Source organism: Microbacterium capsulatum (assembly GCF_030865425.1).
GTDB lineage: Bacteria > Actinomycetota > Actinomycetes > Actinomycetales > Microbacteriaceae > Microbacterium > Microbacterium capsulatum.
In genome coordinates, this window is sequence record NZ_JAVFCB010000002.1 from 352,203 (window position 1) to 370,326 (window position 18,124).

Consider the following 18,124-nt stretch of genomic DNA (forward strand, 5'->3'; position numbering starts at 1 on the left):
TCACCTTATGGCCGTGTCGGGCGTCATCGTGCGACGTGAGCGCCCCGGTCCCGCCAGGACAGGAGCATGATGGACCTGTGCCGTTCTCGCTCACCGAACTGACCAGCATGCCGACCCCGCAGACCGTGGAGGTGGGCGCCGGATACGGGCTCGCCACGTACTCGTGGGGCGATCCGGACGCGCCGACCGTCCTCATCGTGCACGGTTTCGCGTCCAGCACGCGCGACACCTGGGTGCTCACCGGGTGGGCGCGGATGCTCGAGCGCGAGGGCTTCCACGTGCTCGGCGTCGACCAGCGCGGGCACGGGGCGAGCGAGAAGCCGCACGACCCCGCCGAGTACGCGGTGCGGCTGCTCACCGAGGACATCGAGCAGGTCCTGGACACCTACCTCGTCGAGGACGCGTTCTACGTCGGCTACTCCCTCGGCGCCCGGATCGGCTGGGAGGTGCTCCGCGACCTCGAGGACCGGATCCCGCGCGCCGTGCTCGGCGGCGTCCCGGACGGCACCCCGCTCGCACGGCTCGACGTCGACCAGGTGCGCCGGTACATCGACGACGGCACGCCCGTGACCGACCCCGCGACCCGGAACTACATCGCGCTCACCGAGCGGGTGCCGGGCAACGACCTGGAGGCGCTGCTCGCGCTCGCGCTCGGCATGCGCTCCTCGCGCACGATCGACCCGGATCCCTCGAACGCGCCGGGGCAGCCGATCCTGTTCGCGACCGGATCCGACGACGCGGTGATCGAGGGATCCCGCACGCTGGCCGCGGCGGCACCGCAGGGCACGTTCGTGGAGATCCCCGGGCGGCACCACTTCAACTGTCCGGGATCCTCCGCGTTCCGGGCCGCCGCGCTGGAGTTCCTCCGCGGCTGACCCCGGCCAGGCACCGTCCGGCCCGTCCACAGCCCGCCGGGGACGTCGGCGGCCCGGCCTAGACTCGGAGCATGCCGCTCCGCCTCGAAACGCCGCTGGCCGTCGCGGTCGGCGACGCCAACGCGAAGACACTGGCGAAGGCGTTCGGCATGGAGTCGGTGACCGACCTGCTGTCGCACTATCCCCGCCGCTACGCGAACCGCGGTGAGCTGACGCCCATCCTCGACCTGCCGCAGGGGGAGACCGTCACGATCGTGGCGGAGGTCATGTCGGTCAGCGTCCGGGACATGAAGAACCGCCGGGGCGCCATGATGACGGTCGACATCGGCGACGGGATCGGGCGCATGGTGCTGACGTTCTTCGCGAAGTTCCGCGGCCAGCTGGAGTGGCGCGAGAAGGAGCTGCGGGTCGGCCGGCGCGGCGTGTTCACCGGCAAGGTCGGCCTGTACCGCGGCGTCACGCAGTTCGCGCACCCGCAGTACGAGATGTTCGACGACGAGCTGCAGGCACGCACCCAGGCCGACACGCTCGTCACCACGCCGCTGCCGATCTACCCGGCCACCGCCGCTCTGACCACCTGGCAGATCGAGAAGATGGTCGGCACCGTGCTCGACGACCTCGGCCCGGTCCCCGAGCCGCTCCCGGACGCCGTGCGCGCGGAGGAGCACCTGCTCGAGGCGCGGGCCGCGATCGAGCAGGTGCACCGGCCGCGGACGAAGGACGAGATCGGCCCGGCGATCCGCACGCTGCGGATGCACGAGGCGCTCACCCTGCAGACCGCGCTCGTGCAGCAGCGCCGGCTCGTGCGGATGCTCGACGCGACGGCCCGTCCGGCGAAGCCCGGCGGGCTGCTCGAACGCTTCGACGCCGCGCTGCCGTTCACGCTCACCCCCGACCAGGAGGCGGTCGGGGAGACCATCGCCGCCGACCTCGTCTCCGGCGCGCCGATGAACCGGCTCGTGCAGGGCGAGGTCGGATCCGGCAAGACCCTGGTCGCGCTGCGGGCGATGCTGCAGGTCGCCGAGTCCGGGGGGCAGGCGGCCCTGATCGCCCCGACCGAGGTGCTCGCCGGGCAGCACCTCCGCTCGATCGCGCGGATGCTCGGGCCGCAGCTCGCCCCCGAGGTGATGCCGACGCTGCTCACCGGGCAGATGTCCGCCCCGGAGCGGCGCAAGGCCGCGCTGCGCGTCGCCGCCGGGCAGGCGCTCATCGTCGTCGGCACGCATGCGCTGCTGGGGGAGAAGACCACGTTCGCCGACCTCGGGCTCGTCGTCGTCGACGAGCAGCACCGGTTCGGCGTCGAGCAGCGCGAGGCCCTGCGCGCCAAGGGCACGAGCCCTCATGCCCTCGTGCTGACGGCGACCCCGATCCCGCGGACCGTCGCGATGACCGTGTTCGGCGACCTGGACACCTCGGTCATCCGCAGCATGCCGTCCGGTCGCGCCGGGATCCAGACCTTCGTCGCCCCGCTCGCCGACCACCCCGGCTGGTTCACCCGGGTGTGGGAGCGCGCCGCCGAGGAGATCGCGCTGGGGCGTCAGGTGTTCGCGGTGTGCGCGGCGATCGACACCGAGAAGGACACCGCCGAGGCGGATCAGGAGCGCTTCGAGGACGAGGAGGGCGAGGAGGCCAAGGGACCGCGCTGGGGCGTGGTGCAGCTTCTCGCCGCGCTGTCGACGCACCCGACGCTCGGATCCCTCCGCATCGCGGGCCTGCACGGCAGGATGGCCTCCGACGAGAAGGACGCGATCATGCAGTCCTTCGCCCGCGGCGACATCGACCTGCTCGTCGCGACAACGGTGATCGAGGTCGGCGTCGACGTGCCGAACGCGTCCACCATGATCGTGCTCGAGGCCGACCGGTTCGGCGTCTCCCAGCTGCATCAGCTGCGCGGCCGCATCGGCCGCGGCGGCGTACCGGGGCTCTGCCTGCTGGTCACCGAGGCCGAGCAGGGCACCCCGGCCCGGGATCGGGTGGACGCGGTCGCCGCGACCCAGGACGGTTTCGCACTGGCCGAGGTCGACCTGGAGCTGCGCGGCGAGGGAGACGTGCTCGGCGCCCGGCAGTCCGGGGTGCGATCGTCGCTGAAGCTCCTGCGGGTGATCAAGGACGCGGATCTCATCACCCGGGCACGCCAGCTCGCGGAGGAGATCATCGAGGCGGATCCCGCCCTCGACGCGCACGAGGGGCTGCGCGAGGCCATCGCCCGCCGGCTCAGCATCGAGGACCGCGCCGCGCTCGCCAAGAACTGACCGGCTCGCCGCGACCAGCCGTGCCGGGCCGGCACAGCGCACACATCGATCCGCGCCGATAGGCTGATCGCATGAGCAGTCGGATCGCCGTCGTCCCCGGTTCCTTCGACCCGCCGACTCTCGGCCACCTGGATGTCATCCAGCGCGCCGCGCGGCTCTACGACGAGCTGCATGTGCTCGTCGTGCACAACCCCGACAAGCAGGCGATGCTGCCGGTCGCGCAGCGCCTCACCCTGCTCGAGGAGTCGATCGCCGCCGCCGGTGTCGCGGGCAAGGTCATCGTCGGCTCGTGGAGCATGGGCCTCCTCGTCGACTACGCGCGCGACGTGAACGCCGGCGTGCTGGTCAAGGGGATCCGCTCCCAGGTGGACGTCGCGTACGAGTCGCCGATGGCGATCGTCAACCGTCACCTCGCCGATATCGAGACCGTGTTCCTGCTGCCCGACCCCGCGCACGCGCTCGTCTCGAGCTCGCTCGTGCGCCAGGTCGCCTCACTCGGCGGCGATGTCTCCGCGTTCGTTCCGCCCGCGGTGGCCCGTTTCCTCGACACCGGCGCGCGCGGACTCTGACGAGATTCGGTCGCTGAGGCTCTCGAAGCGCCTCGGCCCGCGTCCAGCTCGGTCCCCGTAGACTGGATCGGTGAAAACCCGACTCAATGGACCGTTCGTGCTGCCCGTGCGCGACATCGTCCGCCGACCCGGCGAGATGCGCGAACACGAGCTCACGATCCCGCTGAAGGAGCGCTGGGGCGAGGGACTCGTGTCCGTGGATGAGGGCGAGGAGCTCGACATCCGCGTCCGCCTCGAGTCCGTGCACGAGGGCATCCTGGTCACGGGAGAGGTCGATTCCACCTACCGCGGAGAGTGCGGCCGGTGCCTGAATCCGATCGAAGAGCCTGTCGAAGTCGAGTTTCAGGAGCTTTTCGCCTATCCTGGAGAGGAAGCGAACGACTTCGAGGTTCAAGACGACCACGTGGATCTTGAAACTCTGGTCAGGGATGCGGTTGTACTGTCGCTCCCGTTTCAGCCGGTGTGTCAGCCGGATTGCCCTGGACTCGACCCCGAGACCGGTGAGCGGCTGACCGGAAGCGCCGGGAAAGAGCAGGTCGCTCCTGTCGATCCTCGATGGGCTGCGCTCCAGCAGATCACAGACCAAGGGAACGCAGCGGAATAGCTGCGCGCCCAGAACACAGAAGGTAAGCAACCATGGCCGGTAACCCCCCGAAGCGCAAGGTCTCCCGTTCCAACACCCGCTCGCGCCGCGCGCAGTGGAAGGCGGAGGTCCCCACCCTCGTCAAGACCATCGAGAACGGCAAGGTCGTCTACAGCCGCCCGCACCAGGCGAAGGTCGTCACCGACTCGCAGGGCACCGAGCTGTTCCTCGAGTACAAGGGCCGCAAGGTCGCCGACGTCTGATCGATCCGTCGATCATGGCAGAAGTCCCCACCTCGTCCTCCGACGGGTCCAGGGAACACTCTCGCCCTCTTTCTGAGCAGCTCGGAGTCGACATCGACCCCGAGCTGCTTCAGCTTGCGCTGACGCACCGTTCCTACGCGTACGAGAACGGCGGGATCCCGCACAACGAGCGCCTCGAGTTCCTCGGCGACTCCGTGCTCGGTCAGGCCGTGACCGTCATGCTCTACACGACCCTGCCCGACCTGGACGAGGGATCCCTGGCGAAGCGGCGCGCGAGCGTGGTCTCCACGGTCGCCCTCGCCGAGGTCGCCCGGGGCATCGGGCTCGGCCAGCACATCCTGCTCGGCCGGGGCGAGGAGCGTACCGGTGGCCGCGACAAGGACTCGATCCTCGCGGACACCATGGAGGCCGTGTTCGGTGCGACCTTCCTGTCCGCCGGTCCCAGCGCGGCGACCGGGCTCGTGCTGCGGTTGATCGAGCCTCTGCTCGCCGACCCCGAGCGCTACGGCGCGGCGATGGATCCGAAGACGGCCCTGCAGGAGCTCGCCGCGCGCCTCGAGCTGAGCGCCCCGGTGTACGAGGTCGTCTCGACCGGCCCGGACCACGACCGCCGGTTCACGGCGACCGTGACGACCGGCGATCTGGCGACCACGGGCACCGGCACGAGCAAGAAGACCGCGGAGATGGCCGCGGCCCTCGCAGCCTGGCACGTCCTGAGCGACCGCGCTTGAGCGCCGTACTGTCCGAGTCCCGTCATGCCTGAGCTTCCCGAGGTCGAGGTCGTCCGGGCGGGTCTCGCGCCGGCGATGACCGGAGCGCGGATCGTCTCCGTCGCGGTGCACGACGAGCGCGCGCTCACACGGCACGCCGCGGGCGCCGCCGACTTCGTGGCACGCCTCGAGGGCGCCGACGTGGCCACCGTCGCCCGCCGCGGGAAGTTCCTCTGGATGCCGCTCGCGGACCGGCCGTCCGCGATCGTCGGGCACCTCGGCATGTCCGGTCAGCTGCTGCTGCGCCGCCCGGACGCGGAGGCGGAGCGGCACGAGCGGATCCGGATCTTCGTCGAGCACCCGCAGCACGGCGAGCTCGCGGTGGTGTTCGCCGACCAGCGCACCTTCGGATCCCTCGCCGTCGACGACCTGCTGCCGACCGCGGACGGACGGGCCGCGGGGTGGGGGAGCAGCGAGGCGCTGATCCCGTCGCAGGTCGCGCACATCGCCCGGGACCCGATGGACGAGGCGTTCCAGGACCGGGTGCTGCGCGACGCCCTGCGCACCCGCTCGAGCGCGATCAAGCGTGTTCTGCTCGATCAGACCCTGATCAGCGGGGTCGGCAACATCTATGCCGACGAGTCCCTGTGGGCCGCGCGGATCCACCCCGAGACGCCCGCCTCGGCCCTCTCCACCGTGGCCGTGAACCGCCTGCTCGCAGAGGTGCGCGCCGTGCTGAACAAGGCTCTGGCCGAGGGTGGCACGAGCTTCGACGCGCAGTACGTCAACGTGAACGGCGAGGCCGGCTACTTCGCGCACTCGCTGAACGCCTACGGCCGCACGGGTCTGCCCTGCGCCCGTTGCGGCGGCCCGATCCGCCGCGACGCGTTCATGAACCGCTCCTCGCACTTCTGCCCGAGGTGCCAGCGCCTTCGTAAATATAGCCTCTGATCTGCTGCTATTGGCGGAATTGGCTGTCGCAGACTGAGTGTCATTCCCCTCCAAATCACCCATCTTCTTGGGGTCGAGCGGTGGGACGCACCTGGACACGTTTCGCCACATCAACGTGAGTTGCTGTGTAGAAGGATGACAGATTCGTCGAGTTCGGAACGCTTACTGTCCAAGCGTCAGGGTGCTGGGCGCGCTGGATCGCGTTCAAGTCCGACTAGTGCATCGATCCATTCATAGAGGCCAGTGGCTCAGTCGTATCAAGGGGATCTTGTGCAGTTCGATGTTCTGCATGCACCGAGTCGGGTCGTGTTACCGCGCGGGGGCGAAGTCCAAGCAGGCGATCCGACACGCTGAGGGAGCAACTGAAGCATTCGTGCGCGTATCCCGTGTCAGACTAAAGTCATTCCGGTGGGTGACTCTGCTCTCCGGCTCTGACTTCAAGAGGTCGCGATGGTCCCGAGTTCTCCCTTCGAAGCGCTTGGCGCTCATGCCGCCGACGCACGGGATCTCGTCATCGAGGTCGTGCAGGCGCGCCACGCTCTGGCGGCAGACGCCCACGAGGCAGCGGCGACTCGTTACACGTTCGGCTTTGGTGGGCAGTGGCGGGATCTGCTGGAAGACACGTACGAAGCGTTCAAGGACCGCGGATTTCAGGCGCACAGGCTTGTTCCGGCTGGCTATCGGCTTCCGATCGTCAACGGCGGGCTGGTCTTCGCATGGCGGGTGCCGGCGGCAGCAGACGTGGAGAGTGGCTTCGCGACGAGCAAGACCCGGATGAGTGGGTTCTTCGCACGGCGGCCGGTCGAGATGTTCGGGCAGAGCTTCATCGAGGGCGGCGGGGAGACCCGAAACGCCAGCGAACAGGATGAGCTCGAGCGCATGATTCTGGCTGCGGGCGAGTTCATGCCTGTCGTTCTCGTGATGGTCCATTCGACACCTCGTTCGCTGAATGCGATCGACTGGGCTGTTGCGGAGTATACCGGCGGCGCCGTCCATCTGCACTGCGAGGAGACGATCTGGAAGCCCGAGTTCGTGGCAGCATCCGCAGCTGACGACGTCGAGTCGTTCGACAGCGGCACCCCGGTCGTGCCGTCGCTGGAACTGCAGGTCCAGGACCGGACGTCGGATGCGTGAAAAGCACCCTGGACTGTTCGATCTTCCAGGCCCGTCGGATGGCCAGGGGCGATTCGAGCCGGCACGGCTGACCCAGGCTCGCGTGCGCCAGAGTCTGAGCAAGACGGAGCTCGCGGCTGCGGTCGGGGTCTCCGCTGCGGCGATCGGTCAGTACGAGGCAGGGGTGAACTCTCCTCGTGCCGATGTGGTCGAACGGATGGCGACCACGTTGAAGGTGCGTCCCGGGTTCTTCAGCGTGGGCAGGCCGCTCGCGCGCATCGATACTGTGCACGCGCATTTCCGCAGCCTGCGCTCGGCGCGAGTCGGCGACCGCCAGCGAGCGCTCTCGACCGCGACGCTGGTGTGGGAGCTGACCTTCGCGCTCGAGCGGTACGTCAAGCTCCCCGAGGCGGAGCTTCCGAAGCTGCCGGCCGGGACGAGCCCGGGCGAAGCGGCGGCGACGCTGCGTCGGCACTGGGCGATTCCTGACGGGCCGGTGCGGCACTTGGTCGCCACCGCGGAGTCGCGGGGGATCGTGGTCGTCGTGCGTCCGCTGGGGGAGATCGATGCGGTGGACGCGTTCTCGTCTGTGATCGTTGACCGACCGATCGTGGTCACGACGCCGCGCCGCAGCGAGAACGTGTTCCGGCACAGGTTCTCGATCGCCCACGAGATCGGCCACCTGCTGCTGCACGCCGAGTCAGCGGAGCAGAGCACCGCCGTCGAGCGCGAGGCCGATGAGTTCGCGGCGGCGTTCCTTACCCCGGCGGCGTCGATGGACGCGGCTCTGCCGCAGCGGCTCGACCTCGCGGCCCTCGATCGTCTCGGGCGGACCTGGGGCGTGTCGCTACACTCGCTCATCCGGCGGATGGTGGAGCGCGGCCGGACCACCGACTCCTCGGCGCGGCGCGCCTATCAGCGCCTCGCCATGGTCGACGATCCGTCAGCGGACCCGACGAGTGCCTACCCGGGGGAGATGCCGACGTTGCTGCGCAAGGCGGCGGGGCTCGCCGCTGAGCAGGGGGCGACGGTGCCCGCGCTCGCTGAGATCCTGCGGCTGGCTCCGGCACAGGTCCGCGACCTGCTAGGCGAGCCTGATCAGCGCCCGGTGCTGCGCCTCGTGGGCGACGAGGGTTGAGGCGTGGCGACCGACGAGGAGCAGGCTTGAGCTCGGAAAAATAGCTCCCCGGCGCAGCTGATCTCGCCGGAGTGGCTCGAGTATCTGCGGGTGGCGAGTGGTGCGTCAACCAACCGGTTCCGCAGGGGAACCGGTGATGGAATCCACGCCACGGAATTGCTCGACAGACCCCAGTAGGTGCTTCTTGTGCGCATCTACCGTGGCGCGGTTCACCGGATGGTCCTCCAAGAAGTCGCGCAGGCTCATCGTCATCTAGTACTCCCCAATGATCTTCTCGGAGCAGAAGCCGCGCCGCGGAGATCTGGCTCGATCCATTCGACTTTGGGCGGCCCCGGCCGCGTCGAACCTAGCGGTCATAGGCGGTGTCGATTAGAACTGTTCCGCGCTCCCAGCGAATTTCGTCGACCTTTTGGCGCACACGCCGTTGGATTACTCGCTCGTCAAGACCAACCAGAGCGGCTCTTTCCTTATCAGCGACCTCGACGACGCTGATCGGGATCACAGCGAATCGCATGTAGTCCGCCATGGTGGGGAGCGGGACTTGCAGATCCCGCTCGACGGAAGAGCGCACCTGCCGCAGCCGGAGAAGCTCGACAAGGAAGTCAGGGTTTAGGGCGGGTGACTTGGGGGCAGCGTCCTCACCAAGCTGATCACGTAGCCAAGAGGACATCCGAAATGCTGCCCGATCCAGAGTGAGCCACCAATGCTCGAAGCCCATAGGGCCAACCGAGGCTTTTCCTCTCAGCTGACTCACACCGATTGAACTAGTCACGTCGTGACCAGCGAGTCGCAACACGAGACCCTGATCGATCTCTTGCCCGCGTTGCTTCCGACGCTCCTCGTGCGTCTTGACCCAAAACTCTTGCATCGCCGCTCGAAGTTCTGGTGGGGCCTCGTTTGCGATGGCCTCAAGATCCTGAACGACGATGCCGTGCTCTTCCTGAAGGTACTGCGCGAGATCGTCCTCTTGATACGTGTCCCCACGGAACGTCTCGAGCCACTCGACCATCTGGCTTCTGCCTCGCCCACTGGCGGCGTACATTCCGAAGAGGTACGGAACCGTGCCTTCCCACGAGGAAGGGATCGTGCGTGCACAGTTCAACGACCTGGAGATGTGCGTGAGCAGCTCCTCGATGACTCCATCCGTTACGTACAGCAAGGTCCCGGCGTCACGTGCTGCCCGGATCAACGACGTGAAATAGCGCTGGCTGGCGTTTTCTTCCAAGCGTTCCGCGAGTAGCGGCAGGATCACGTTCGTGTCCAGCCAGATCTTTCCTCCTTGGAACACGGCGAGCATCGCCTTCTGAACATCGGGGGTTTGGCGGAGAAATGAGAACAGTGTGTACGCTGAGGCGAGATTGCTCAGGTACGCGCGAGCAGCTGCACTAGGAGCCTCAAGAATCTCGCCGACGATCGCGATCAGTGCGTCGGCAGAGGGGCCGCCCTCGATCGGCGAGAGTAGCGACTCGAGTGTCCGCGGATCGAAGTCGTTCACATCGCCGGTGAGTACCGCCGAAGCGAACGCCTCTCCTCGGCGAAGCAACCAAGTGTCCATGGCAATGCGGAGGTCAAACGCTGCCGCGGCAATGCTCGATTCATCGATTCCTTCCAGCGCACTGATTCTTGCCTTCAACTCGTCCAGAAGATCTTGTTCTGAGGACAGCACTGCCGCGGACTGTTCACGGACGCGTTCTTGCTCCGGAAAGGACAACTGGTACACGTCTCTGGAGCGTATGTGCTTAATAGGGCCCTTCTTGGAAAGTCGCGTCAGTGCACCCCGCACCTGCGCCTCCACTTGGACAGGATCACCCGCAGGAACTAGGGCCATAGTCTGTGTGACAATCTCGTCGAAGGTCATCGTTACTTGGGCGTTCGTGTCGTGCATGACGGAACGGACGAGTGCCTCAAACGCGCTGCGTGTGATGCCTTGATTATCGCGACGGTCCACGCTCTCGAGGGCGAGGTGGACAAGTGCTACGCGCGCCTCGGCCGGACCAAGCGGGCGTGCCACACGGGGGGCGAGTCCGGCACTGGCGAGAAGAGGGTCAACGAACCGACGTGCTAGGTCGTCGCTCGCGATCGTTCGCTGCGCATGCGTGTGGGCGCGTTCCACGAACCACGATCGGTCTCGGATGTCTACTTCAAAGCCCGCCTTGCGCTGTTCGGCGACGAGCTTGTCAGAGTCTGGGCCGATCTTCTGATTTGTTGCGTAGATTAAACGAAACGAGCCGCCGAAGTTCTTCGTCAAAGTGGCGATCGTCCCTGTGATCTTGGAAGACCAGCCCTCCGTGACCGAATACTGGATGAACGTATTCTGCTCTTCGTTCGGCTGATAGAGCTGTCCGTCCCTGCCCTTGTCGCCCGCCATCGAAGCCATGGTCCGGAGCGAAGGGTAGTCTACGACGAGAAACTCAGCAGCGAACTTCTCAAATGCTGACCAGTCCTCCGGTCCAAGCTGTCGAAGAGCCAACTCAAGCCGAACGTCCGTCATGAACTCACGATATCGCGGACGAGGCACGACGGGCCGCGGCATCGACGAGTACTTACGAAGCTCCGGCGGGAAGAGATCAGCCCTTGGTTGCTGGGAGTGTTCGATCCCGGGACTCCGACGCGCGAGATCGACGCAGCAGAGAGCCATTTCAAGCTCGCGCTGGATTCCCGCCGGTTCGGGTTGAACGGCAATTGACTTGCGATGTCAGTCATGCGGCTCCGGAACATGGGAAGCGTTGAGCCCGAGGTTGTCGATGCGCCATGCTAGCCGCCGAGTACCACATCTCCAACGCTTCTCCAGGATGCGCGTTTGGGGGAATTCACCGCCCAGGGTGGGGACGTCTATGTCAAGCCTCCCCGTGGGCGCGTGGTGATATTTCGGTATTTTGAATTGCCTGAATCCTGCTAGCGTGAGGCCCGATCCATACAAGAGCCGTCAGGGTCTCGTCTCCACACGGTCACCTCCAACGCAGCACGGAATTGAGATTTCATGGACAACGACGCGCGGTTTCAACTCGAACAACATCTCGGCGGCCTTTACCATCTGCTGACGAGGTTCGAGAGCCTTAGTGAGCAGAAGGAAGCGGTCTATCAGCGGCACGCGTACCTCTACCAGCCATACAAGAAGAAGTGGCGCGCCGGCATGTACTGGCTCTGGGTGCTCATCGGCACGGTCGCCCTCACCGCGCTGACTCCGGTCGTGGGAAGTATCGTGTACTCGGCCACGACCCCGAGTGACACGGTTGCTTCCGTACTCGTGGGCATTGTGCTCTTCCTGCTGCCGTTCCCGCTGGCCTTGATCGCCGCGGGCGTGATTGTCCCCGTACGGAACCGTCGGGTGCCGGCGATGAACGCTCGAATCGAGCAGAGCAACCAGCAGGCCGCCGTGAGAATCGGTGAACTTACCGCTCCTGAGATCCACCCCATCGATCGGCAACTTGTCCAGGCGCGCAGGGAGTACAGCGACGGTTACGCTGGTTGGTTCCCCGAGAAGTACCTCAGTTCTGCCGACGTCGCGGCATGCTGGCAGATCGTGCATGATCACCGGGCATCGACGGTGCAAGAGGCCGTGAACCGGCTGCTCACCGACCAGCACGAGCAGTATCTCCGCGATGCCGCATCGGCCCAGCTGGTCGAGCAGCAGCGCGCCACTCGGGTAGCTCAGATGAACGGGATCATCAATGCCACCATGCAGGGTGCGATGATCGGCGCGATCCGCGCGGACGGTGTTGCCACGCGTGCCGCCATCGCTGCACCCCGTACCGTTCGCATTGAACGGCGGTAGGCCGCATCGACCGGCGGGTGGGGGGACGACGGTCAGGGCCTCCTCGGCGGAGCACCGCCGGCGCTCATGACGGAGGTCTCAGCCGTGCGGGGATCGTCGTCAGTGCGTTCCCTTGATGACGAAGTATGAGCCGCGGATCTCCCCGGCGAGCTTCGAGCGCTGCCGTGCGAACGTGAACGCGGCTAGCTCCTCCGGGATCTCCACGCCGAGCGACAGCTTGAATCCGGCCGCGCGCTTGCCGGCGTCGGCGATCGTGTACATCACGTTGATCGCCAACCCGGAGGCGTAGAAGACGTTTGCCGCGGGGCTCGCGATCACGATGCCGCGCTCCTCGCGCAGGATCCCGGCGACCCACTGCAGGGTCGCCGGATCTCTCCGCAGGAGTGCTCACGGCGAAAGGGGTGCCGTACTTGTTGATGATGTACCGGGCATCGTTCGCACGCTGACCGGCCAGCGCCGTGGCGCCCGGCGAGCGCTCGAGATCGGCGCTGCACACGCTTCACGAGGCCGACGAGGGTGCTCATACGGGCTCTTCGAGGGCGCTGGCAGAGCCGTCTAGCGGATGCACTCGATTTTCACAGGTTTATCTCAGGTTCACCGATTCTGTGCTACTTTTTTGCTCGTATACGCGCCTTTCTTGTCAGGGAGTCACATTGTCGAGTCTTCCCCCTGTTTCTTCTGGTCCTGAGGCACTTTCAGGGGATCACAAGACACCTGCCGAGCTGGCGCGCGAGAATCTGCCCCTGGCGAAGTTCCTGGCGATCGAGAAGGCCAGGACCGCCGAGCACGTCGATCTGGACGAGCTGATGTCGGCGGCCCGGCTCGGGCTCGCGCGCGCCGCGATGGCGTACGACCCGTCGCGCGGGATCCCGTTCGGGGCCTACGCGCGCACGCAGATCACCTGGGCGATGCTCGACGAGATGCGCGCGGCGGATCCGGCGGGGGAGCGCGGTCGCGCGAAGATCGAGCGGATCCGCGTCGCTGCGGATGCCGTCCTCGCCCGGACCGGACGCGCCGCGACCGTGGCGGAGCTGGCCAAGGAGTCGGGACTGGGGGCCGACGCCGTCGCGCAGATGCTGCAGCTCGACGAGATGGTGCGCACCGCGACCAGCTTCGAGGCGCATTTCGAGGCCGACGACGGCCGGCAGGCGCCGGACTTCACCGACAGCGTGATTCTTCCCGAGCACGCCGTGGAGCGCTCCGAGAGCCGGGCGATGCTGATCCGCGTGATCGAAGCCCTCCCCGCCACGATGCGGCAGATCGTGCGCGGAATCTACCTCGAGGACCGGATGGTCAAGGACATCGCCGCCGAGCTCGACGTGAGCCACGCCTACGTGTCGAAGATGCGTCGGATCGCGCTCACCCTCATGCGCGAGGCGATGGAGGCCTGGGAGACGGGCGCCTCCGTGGATCGTTCGACGAAGGCGAAGACCGAGTTCTTCGACGCGCTCTTCGGACCGGCCGCCCAGCGCTCCGCCGAACGCCCCTCTCGCCCCGCCGCGCGCGCAGGCGATCTCGCGATCGTCGTCTGACGCGGGACCCGCGCAGAAATCCTCCCGGCGCACGGTTACGCGGGCGCCGCACGGTCGCGAATGTCGGTAGTGCAGGTCCACGGAAGGGCCTGCGTCCGACCCCGAACCACGGAGGATATTCATGGGTCTTCAGATCGCAACCAACATCGGTGCACTCAACGCGTACCGGAACCTCGCGCACAACCAGCTCGAGGGCTCGAAGTCCCTCGAGAAGCTCTCGAGCGGACTGCGGATCAACCGGGCGGCGGACGACGCCGCCGGCCTCGCCATCTCCGAGGGCCTGCGCTCGCAGGTCAACGGCCTGAACGTGGCCGCGCGCAACGCCCAGGACGGCATCTCGGTCATCCAGACCGCGGAAGGCTCCCTGACCGAGGTGCACTCGATCCTGCAGCGCGTCCGCGACCTCGCGGTGCAGGCGGGCAACGACTCCAACAACGCCAGCTCGCGTTCGGCCATCAAGACGGAGATCGACTCCCTCGGCGACGAGCTCACCCGCGTGGCCGCCGGCACGTACTTCAACGGGATCAAGCTGCTCAACAGCAACAACACCCTGACGTTCCAGGTCGGCGCGGGCTCCACCGCCGCCGAGGACCAGATCGGCGTCACCCTGACCGACTTCTCCGGACTGGGTGCGACGGTGAAGGGCCTGACCGTCGACACCGCCGCGAACTCGCTCACCACGATCGCGGCGATCGACACGCAGATCACGAACGTCTCGACGGCTCGCGCCGGCCTCGGCGCGGCGCAGAACCGCTTCGAGTCGACGATCAACTCGCTGCAGGTCTCCGCGGAGAACCTGTCGGCCGCGAAGAGCCGCATCTCGGACACGGACATGGCCTCCGAGATGGTCAAGTACACGGCGAAGAACATCCTGCAGCAGGCGGGTACGGCGATGCTGGCTCAGGCCAACCAGTCCGGCCAGGGCGTGCTCCAGCTGCTCCGCTGATCGACCGCGCCGGGGACGCATCCGGTGCTCGAGCGGGGTCCCGCACCCCGCTCGAGCACCTTCCTCGCAGACCACACGACCCTGTCGGACGACACGACCCCTTCACCACGGAAGGCATCGGAAGATGAAGATCGACGGCCTCGTCTCTGGCCTGAAGACAGCGGACCTGATCGACTCCCTGATGAAGGTGCAGGCGATCCCGCAGTCGCAGCTGACGGCGAAGATCACCGACCGCAACACCGTCATCGGCAATCTGCAGTCCCTGAACACCTCGTTGCAGTCCCTGTTCGACAAGGCCACGACGGCCAGCGCCGCGACCTCGCTCGCCGCGTTCACGCCGAGTTCCTCCGCGGCGAGCGTCACCGTCACGGCGAGCGAGAAGGCCAGCGCGTTCTCCACGAGCATCGTCGTCGACGCCGTCGCCCGCGCGCACTCCGTCGTCACCGCCGCCGGCGGCGCGACCTCCTGGGGAGGCACATTCACCCTGGTGGCCGCGGACGGCACCCAGAAGGAGATCACCCCGCTCGGATCCAGCGCGGAGGATCTGGCGAAGGCGGTCAACGCCTCGAAGTCCGGCGTCACGGCCACCGTCGTGCCCGCGGGCACCGCCGCCGACGGCACGCCGCTCTCCCGCATCCAGCTGACCGCGGACAAGACGGGCGCCGCGAACCGGTTCACGCTCGACCGCGGCTCGGCCGCGGACGTCGCCGCGGGCACCGCGGTCGACCTCTCCACCGAGGCCGGGGCCGCGGTGATCGCCCAGGGCGCCGACGCGAGCATCCGCCTGTTCGCAGGCACCGCCGCGCAGCAGACGCTGACCAGTGCGAGCAACACCATCACCGTGGCGAACGGCATCGATGTCACCGTCTCCCAGGTGAGCGCGGACCCCGTCACCATCACGGTGGCCACGGACGCCAAGACCCGGACCGCATCGGCCCAGGCCTTCGTCACGGGGATCGCCGGCCTGCTCACCCGGATCGACAACGGCTCCACGGCCACGATCGGCAAGCCGGGGGAGGCGACAACGCTCGGCGTGTTCACCGGCGACAGCACCGTCCGGGCGCTGCGCGGCGACCTCGCCGACGCGGTCCAGGCGCCCGTGGACGGCATCTCGCCGTCGACGATCGGGATCTCGATCACCGAGAAGGGCGTGCTGCAGTTCGACGGCGACAAGTTCGCCAAGGCGCTGGCCGACGATCCCGAGGCCGTGCAGTCGATGTTCTCCCGGATCGCGGGTCGCGTCCAGGACACCACCTCCCGCTACTCCGACAAATACGACGGCATGCTCACCCAGCGCATCACCGGCCAGCAGGCCGAGGTGCAGGGCCTGCAGGATCAGGTCAAGAGCTGGGACATCCGTCTCGACCAGCGCCGCGCCAACCTCGAGCGCACGTACTCGCAGCTGGAGGTCAAGCTGTCCGCGCTGCAGTCGCAGTCCTCCTGGCTCGGCTCGCAGCTCGCCGCCTTCGCGCCGCCCACGCCGTCGTCCTCGTCCTGATCCGCCCGTCCTCCCGCACCCGAACAGGAGCTCAGCCCGATGACCACCTCTCTCGAACGCGCCAGGCAGCAGTACCTCGAGCAGCAGGTCGCGTCGGCCTCCCCGGCGCGCCTCGTGACGATGCTCTACGACCGGCTGCTCGTGGACATCGATCGCGCCGTCGCCGCCCAGGACGGCGGTGACCCGGTCGGCGCGGGATCGCATCTCACGCACGCGCAGAGCATCGTCGCCGAGCTGAGCGGATCCCTCACGGACGTCTGGGACGGGGCGGAGGATTTGCGCGCCCTGTACACGTACCTGACTGGCCGACTGATCGTCGCGAACGTGACGCGGGATCGCGCCGCCGCCGCCGAATGCCGCGAGATCGTCGAGCCCCTGCGCGAGGCGTGGCACGAGGCCGCGGCCGCGCTGACACCGAGCCCCGCGGCCGCGCCCGCGTTCGCCTGAGCCGGCCGTGCCCGACGACCTCGCCGCCTGGCTGGCCGTGCTCGACCGGTTCGAACGGGCGCTCGACGCCGCCGACGCGGAGGCCGGAGCAGACGTCGAGCCGGCCTTCGAACCGCCGCCCGGACCCCCGCCCGCGGAGCTGGTGGAGCGCGCGCGGGCCGTCCTCGCGCGGCAGCGGCTGACGATCGACGCACTCGTCGTGTCCCGGGCCGCCACGGCCCGGGAGCTGGCCGCGCTCCGGCGCGTGCCTTCGGCGCCCGCGGACACCCCGGCCTATCTCGACGTCGAAGGCTGAGCGGGTCGGTTACGCCGGCCTGAGGCTGTCGCGATAGTCGGCTGCGAGCACGGATCGCTCGACGACTGGCCACGGATCGGCCACGCCCCTCACGTCCGGAGTGTCGCCGTGCTCGAATCCGTCACCGCCACAGCGCTGTCCAGCGCGCTCGACGGCCTGTCCCTGCGACAGCGCTCGATCGCCGAGAACGTCGCGAACATCAACACCCCCGGCTACCACGCCAAGCGCGTCGCGTTCGAGGACGAGCTCCGCGCTGCCGTCGCCGACGGGTCCGGCGCTGCGCCGGCGACCGTGGAGCGCTCGCTCGAGCCCACCCGTCTGAACGGGAACAACGTGAACCTGGACACCGAGACGCTGTCCAACATCGACACGGTCCTGCGGTACCAGTTCGCCACGCAGGCGATGAACGCGCAGTCGGCCTCGGTCTCCCGGGCCATCGGGCAGGCGTCGGCATGACCTTCGATGCGATCGGGATCGCCGGGACCGGGCTGAATGTGCATCGGAAATGGCTGGACGCCCTCAGCGACAACATCGCCAACGTGAACACCGCGACCCCGCCGGGGCAGGGGGCGTTCCGGGAGAAGCTCCTCGTCGTGTCGGAGGGCGCGGACAGCCCCGGCGTCTACGTGAACGGCGTCGTCGAATCCCGGGCCGAAGGGCGACTCGTCTACGACCCGAGCCACCCGTACGCGGACGAGAAGGGGTACGTGCAGTATCCGAACGTCGACCTCGGCGACCAGATGAGCATGCTGATCCTGGCTCAGCGCGGATACCAGGCCAACGCCGCCGTCGTCGACCGCGCGAAGACCGCGTACGAGTCCGCGCTGCAGATCGGACGCAACTGATGTCGACCCCCGTCGCCGCCATCACGCCGGGTGTCAGCCCGCTCTCCGCGCTGAGCTTCGAGAACACGCCGCCGCCCGCCGTCCCCGGCGCCGCGGCGGGCTCCGGCACCGCCGGCTCGTTCGCGACGACCCTCACGAGCGCCGTCGACGGCCTGCAGCAGCTGCAGTCCACCTCCAACGAGCTCGCCGTGCGCGCCGTCACCGGGAACCTCGACGACATCCACCAGGCCACGATCGCGGCCGCCCGCGCCTCCGTGACCCTCGACCTCGTCGTCGCCGTGCGCGACCGCAGCGTCGCCGCGTTCAACGACATCATGCGGATGCAGGCCTAA

21 protein-coding genes are annotated in these 18,124 nt (G+C 67.8%); 18 read left to right on the forward strand and 3 right to left on the reverse strand.

Translation table 11 applies throughout. The features are described 5' to 3' along the window. The first annotated feature begins 107 nt into the window (after positions 1-107). The 9 genes from RBR11_RS04535 (at position 108) to RBR11_RS04575 (ending at position 8,454) form a co-directional block, all read left to right on the forward strand. On the forward strand, positions 108-875 hold the full coding sequence (locus RBR11_RS04535) for an alpha/beta fold hydrolase (protein WP_308488300.1): 768 nt from the start codon (positions 108-110) through the stop codon (positions 873-875). 71 nt (positions 876-946) lie between these two features. Then, complete coding sequence (locus RBR11_RS04540; protein WP_308488113.1) at positions 947-3,127, forward strand: ATP-dependent DNA helicase RecG; 2,181 nt, start codon at positions 947-949, stop codon at positions 3,125-3,127. Between the two features lie 71 nt (positions 3,128-3,198). Continuing rightward, on the forward strand, positions 3,199-3,696 hold the full coding sequence (gene coaD, locus RBR11_RS04545; protein ID WP_308488114.1) for a pantetheine-phosphate adenylyltransferase: 498 nt from the start codon (positions 3,199-3,201) through the stop codon (positions 3,694-3,696). A gap of 136 nt (positions 3,697-3,832) precedes the next feature. Next, positions 3,833-4,300 carry a YceD family protein gene (locus tag RBR11_RS04550; RefSeq protein WP_308488301.1) on the forward strand — a complete coding sequence of 156 codons (468 nt, stop codon included), beginning with the start codon at positions 3,833-3,835 and terminating at the stop codon, positions 4,298-4,300. Positions 4,301-4,332: 32 nt separating this feature from the next. Continuing rightward, positions 4,333-4,542 carry a 50S ribosomal protein L32 gene (rpmF, locus tag RBR11_RS04555; protein ID WP_308488115.1) on the forward strand — a complete coding sequence of 70 codons (210 nt, stop codon included), beginning with the start codon at positions 4,333-4,335 and terminating at the stop codon, positions 4,540-4,542. A 14-nt stretch (positions 4,543-4,556) separates the two neighbouring features. Further along, a complete protein-coding gene (rnc, locus tag RBR11_RS04560) occupies positions 4,557-5,273 on the forward strand; it encodes a ribonuclease III (protein WP_308488116.1) in 717 nt (238 codons plus the stop codon). A gap of 24 nt (positions 5,274-5,297) precedes the next feature. Beyond that, positions 5,298-6,203 carry a bifunctional DNA-formamidopyrimidine glycosylase/DNA-(apurinic or apyrimidinic site) lyase gene (gene mutM / locus RBR11_RS04565; RefSeq protein ID WP_308488117.1) on the forward strand — a complete coding sequence of 302 codons (906 nt, stop codon included), beginning with the start codon at positions 5,298-5,300 and terminating at the stop codon, positions 6,201-6,203. Positions 6,204-6,653: 450 nt separating this feature from the next. After that, positions 6,654-7,337 carry an amidohydrolase family protein gene (locus RBR11_RS04570; protein WP_308488118.1) on the forward strand — a complete coding sequence of 228 codons (684 nt, stop codon included), beginning with the start codon at positions 6,654-6,656 and terminating at the stop codon, positions 7,335-7,337. After that, positions 7,330-8,454, forward strand: coding sequence for an ImmA/IrrE family metallo-endopeptidase (locus tag RBR11_RS04575; RefSeq protein ID WP_308488119.1), 1,125 nt, complete (start codon positions 7,330-7,332; stop codon positions 8,452-8,454). The genes RBR11_RS04570 and RBR11_RS04575 overlap by 8 nt, the downstream gene beginning before the upstream one ends. Before the next feature lie 105 nt (positions 8,455-8,559). Here RBR11_RS04575 and RBR11_RS04580 read toward each other — a convergent pair whose 3' ends face one another. Beyond that, positions 8,560-8,706, reverse strand: a complete 147-nt coding sequence (locus RBR11_RS04580) for a hypothetical protein (protein WP_308488120.1) — start codon at positions 8,704-8,706, stop codon at positions 8,560-8,562. A 94-nt stretch (positions 8,707-8,800) separates the two neighbouring features. After that, the gene (locus RBR11_RS04585) at positions 8,801-10,945 is read right to left on the reverse strand and encodes a hypothetical protein (RefSeq protein ID WP_308488121.1); all 2,145 of its coding nucleotides are present in this window, start codon (positions 10,943-10,945) and stop codon (positions 8,801-8,803) included. Positions 10,946-11,434: 489 nt separating this feature from the next. Between RBR11_RS04585 and RBR11_RS04590 the strand changes: the two genes are divergently transcribed. Further along, a complete protein-coding gene (locus RBR11_RS04590) occupies positions 11,435-12,229 on the forward strand; it encodes a hypothetical protein (protein WP_308488122.1) in 795 nt (264 codons plus the stop codon). Between the two features lie 99 nt (positions 12,230-12,328). Here the strand turns inward: RBR11_RS04590 and RBR11_RS18325 are convergent, their stop codons facing one another. After that, positions 12,329-12,547, reverse strand: coding sequence for a hypothetical protein (locus tag RBR11_RS18325; protein WP_373889763.1), 219 nt, complete (start codon positions 12,545-12,547; stop codon positions 12,329-12,331). A gap of 335 nt (positions 12,548-12,882) precedes the next feature. Here RBR11_RS18325 and RBR11_RS04600 point away from each other — a divergent pair, with 335 nt between their 5' ends. From RBR11_RS04600 to fliE, 8 genes are all read left to right on the forward strand, one after another. Further along, positions 12,883-13,761 carry a sigma-70 family RNA polymerase sigma factor gene (locus RBR11_RS04600; protein ID WP_308488123.1) on the forward strand — a complete coding sequence of 293 codons (879 nt, stop codon included), beginning with the start codon at positions 12,883-12,885 and terminating at the stop codon, positions 13,759-13,761. Positions 13,762-13,882: 121 nt separating this feature from the next. Further along, positions 13,883-14,707, forward strand: a complete 825-nt coding sequence (locus tag RBR11_RS04605; protein WP_308488124.1) for a flagellin N-terminal helical domain-containing protein — start codon at positions 13,883-13,885, stop codon at positions 14,705-14,707. A 124-nt stretch (positions 14,708-14,831) separates the two neighbouring features. Then, positions 14,832-16,205: a flagellar filament capping protein FliD gene (gene fliD, locus RBR11_RS04610; protein WP_308488125.1), complete on the forward strand. Its 1,374-nt coding sequence runs from the start codon at positions 14,832-14,834 to the stop codon at positions 16,203-16,205. Positions 16,206-16,244: 39 nt separating this feature from the next. After that, a complete protein-coding gene (gene fliS, locus RBR11_RS04615) occupies positions 16,245-16,652 on the forward strand; it encodes a flagellar export chaperone FliS (protein ID WP_308488126.1) in 408 nt (135 codons plus the stop codon). A 7-nt stretch (positions 16,653-16,659) separates the two neighbouring features. Further along, a complete protein-coding gene (locus RBR11_RS04620) occupies positions 16,660-16,947 on the forward strand; it encodes a hypothetical protein (RefSeq protein ID WP_308488127.1) in 288 nt (95 codons plus the stop codon). Positions 16,948-17,055: 108 nt separating this feature from the next. After that, a complete protein-coding gene (locus RBR11_RS04625) occupies positions 17,056-17,403 on the forward strand; it encodes a flagellar basal body rod protein FlgB (protein WP_308488128.1) in 348 nt (115 codons plus the stop codon). Continuing rightward, the gene (locus RBR11_RS04630) at positions 17,400-17,792 is read left to right on the forward strand and encodes a flagellar basal body rod protein FlgC (RefSeq protein WP_308488129.1); all 393 of its coding nucleotides are present in this window, start codon (positions 17,400-17,402) and stop codon (positions 17,790-17,792) included. Before RBR11_RS04625 ends, RBR11_RS04630 begins: the two co-directional genes overlap by 4 nt. Then, the gene (gene fliE / locus RBR11_RS04635) at positions 17,792-18,124 is read left to right on the forward strand and encodes a flagellar hook-basal body complex protein FliE (RefSeq protein ID WP_308488130.1); all 333 of its coding nucleotides are present in this window, start codon (positions 17,792-17,794) and stop codon (positions 18,122-18,124) included. The genes RBR11_RS04630 and fliE overlap by 1 nt, the downstream gene beginning before the upstream one ends.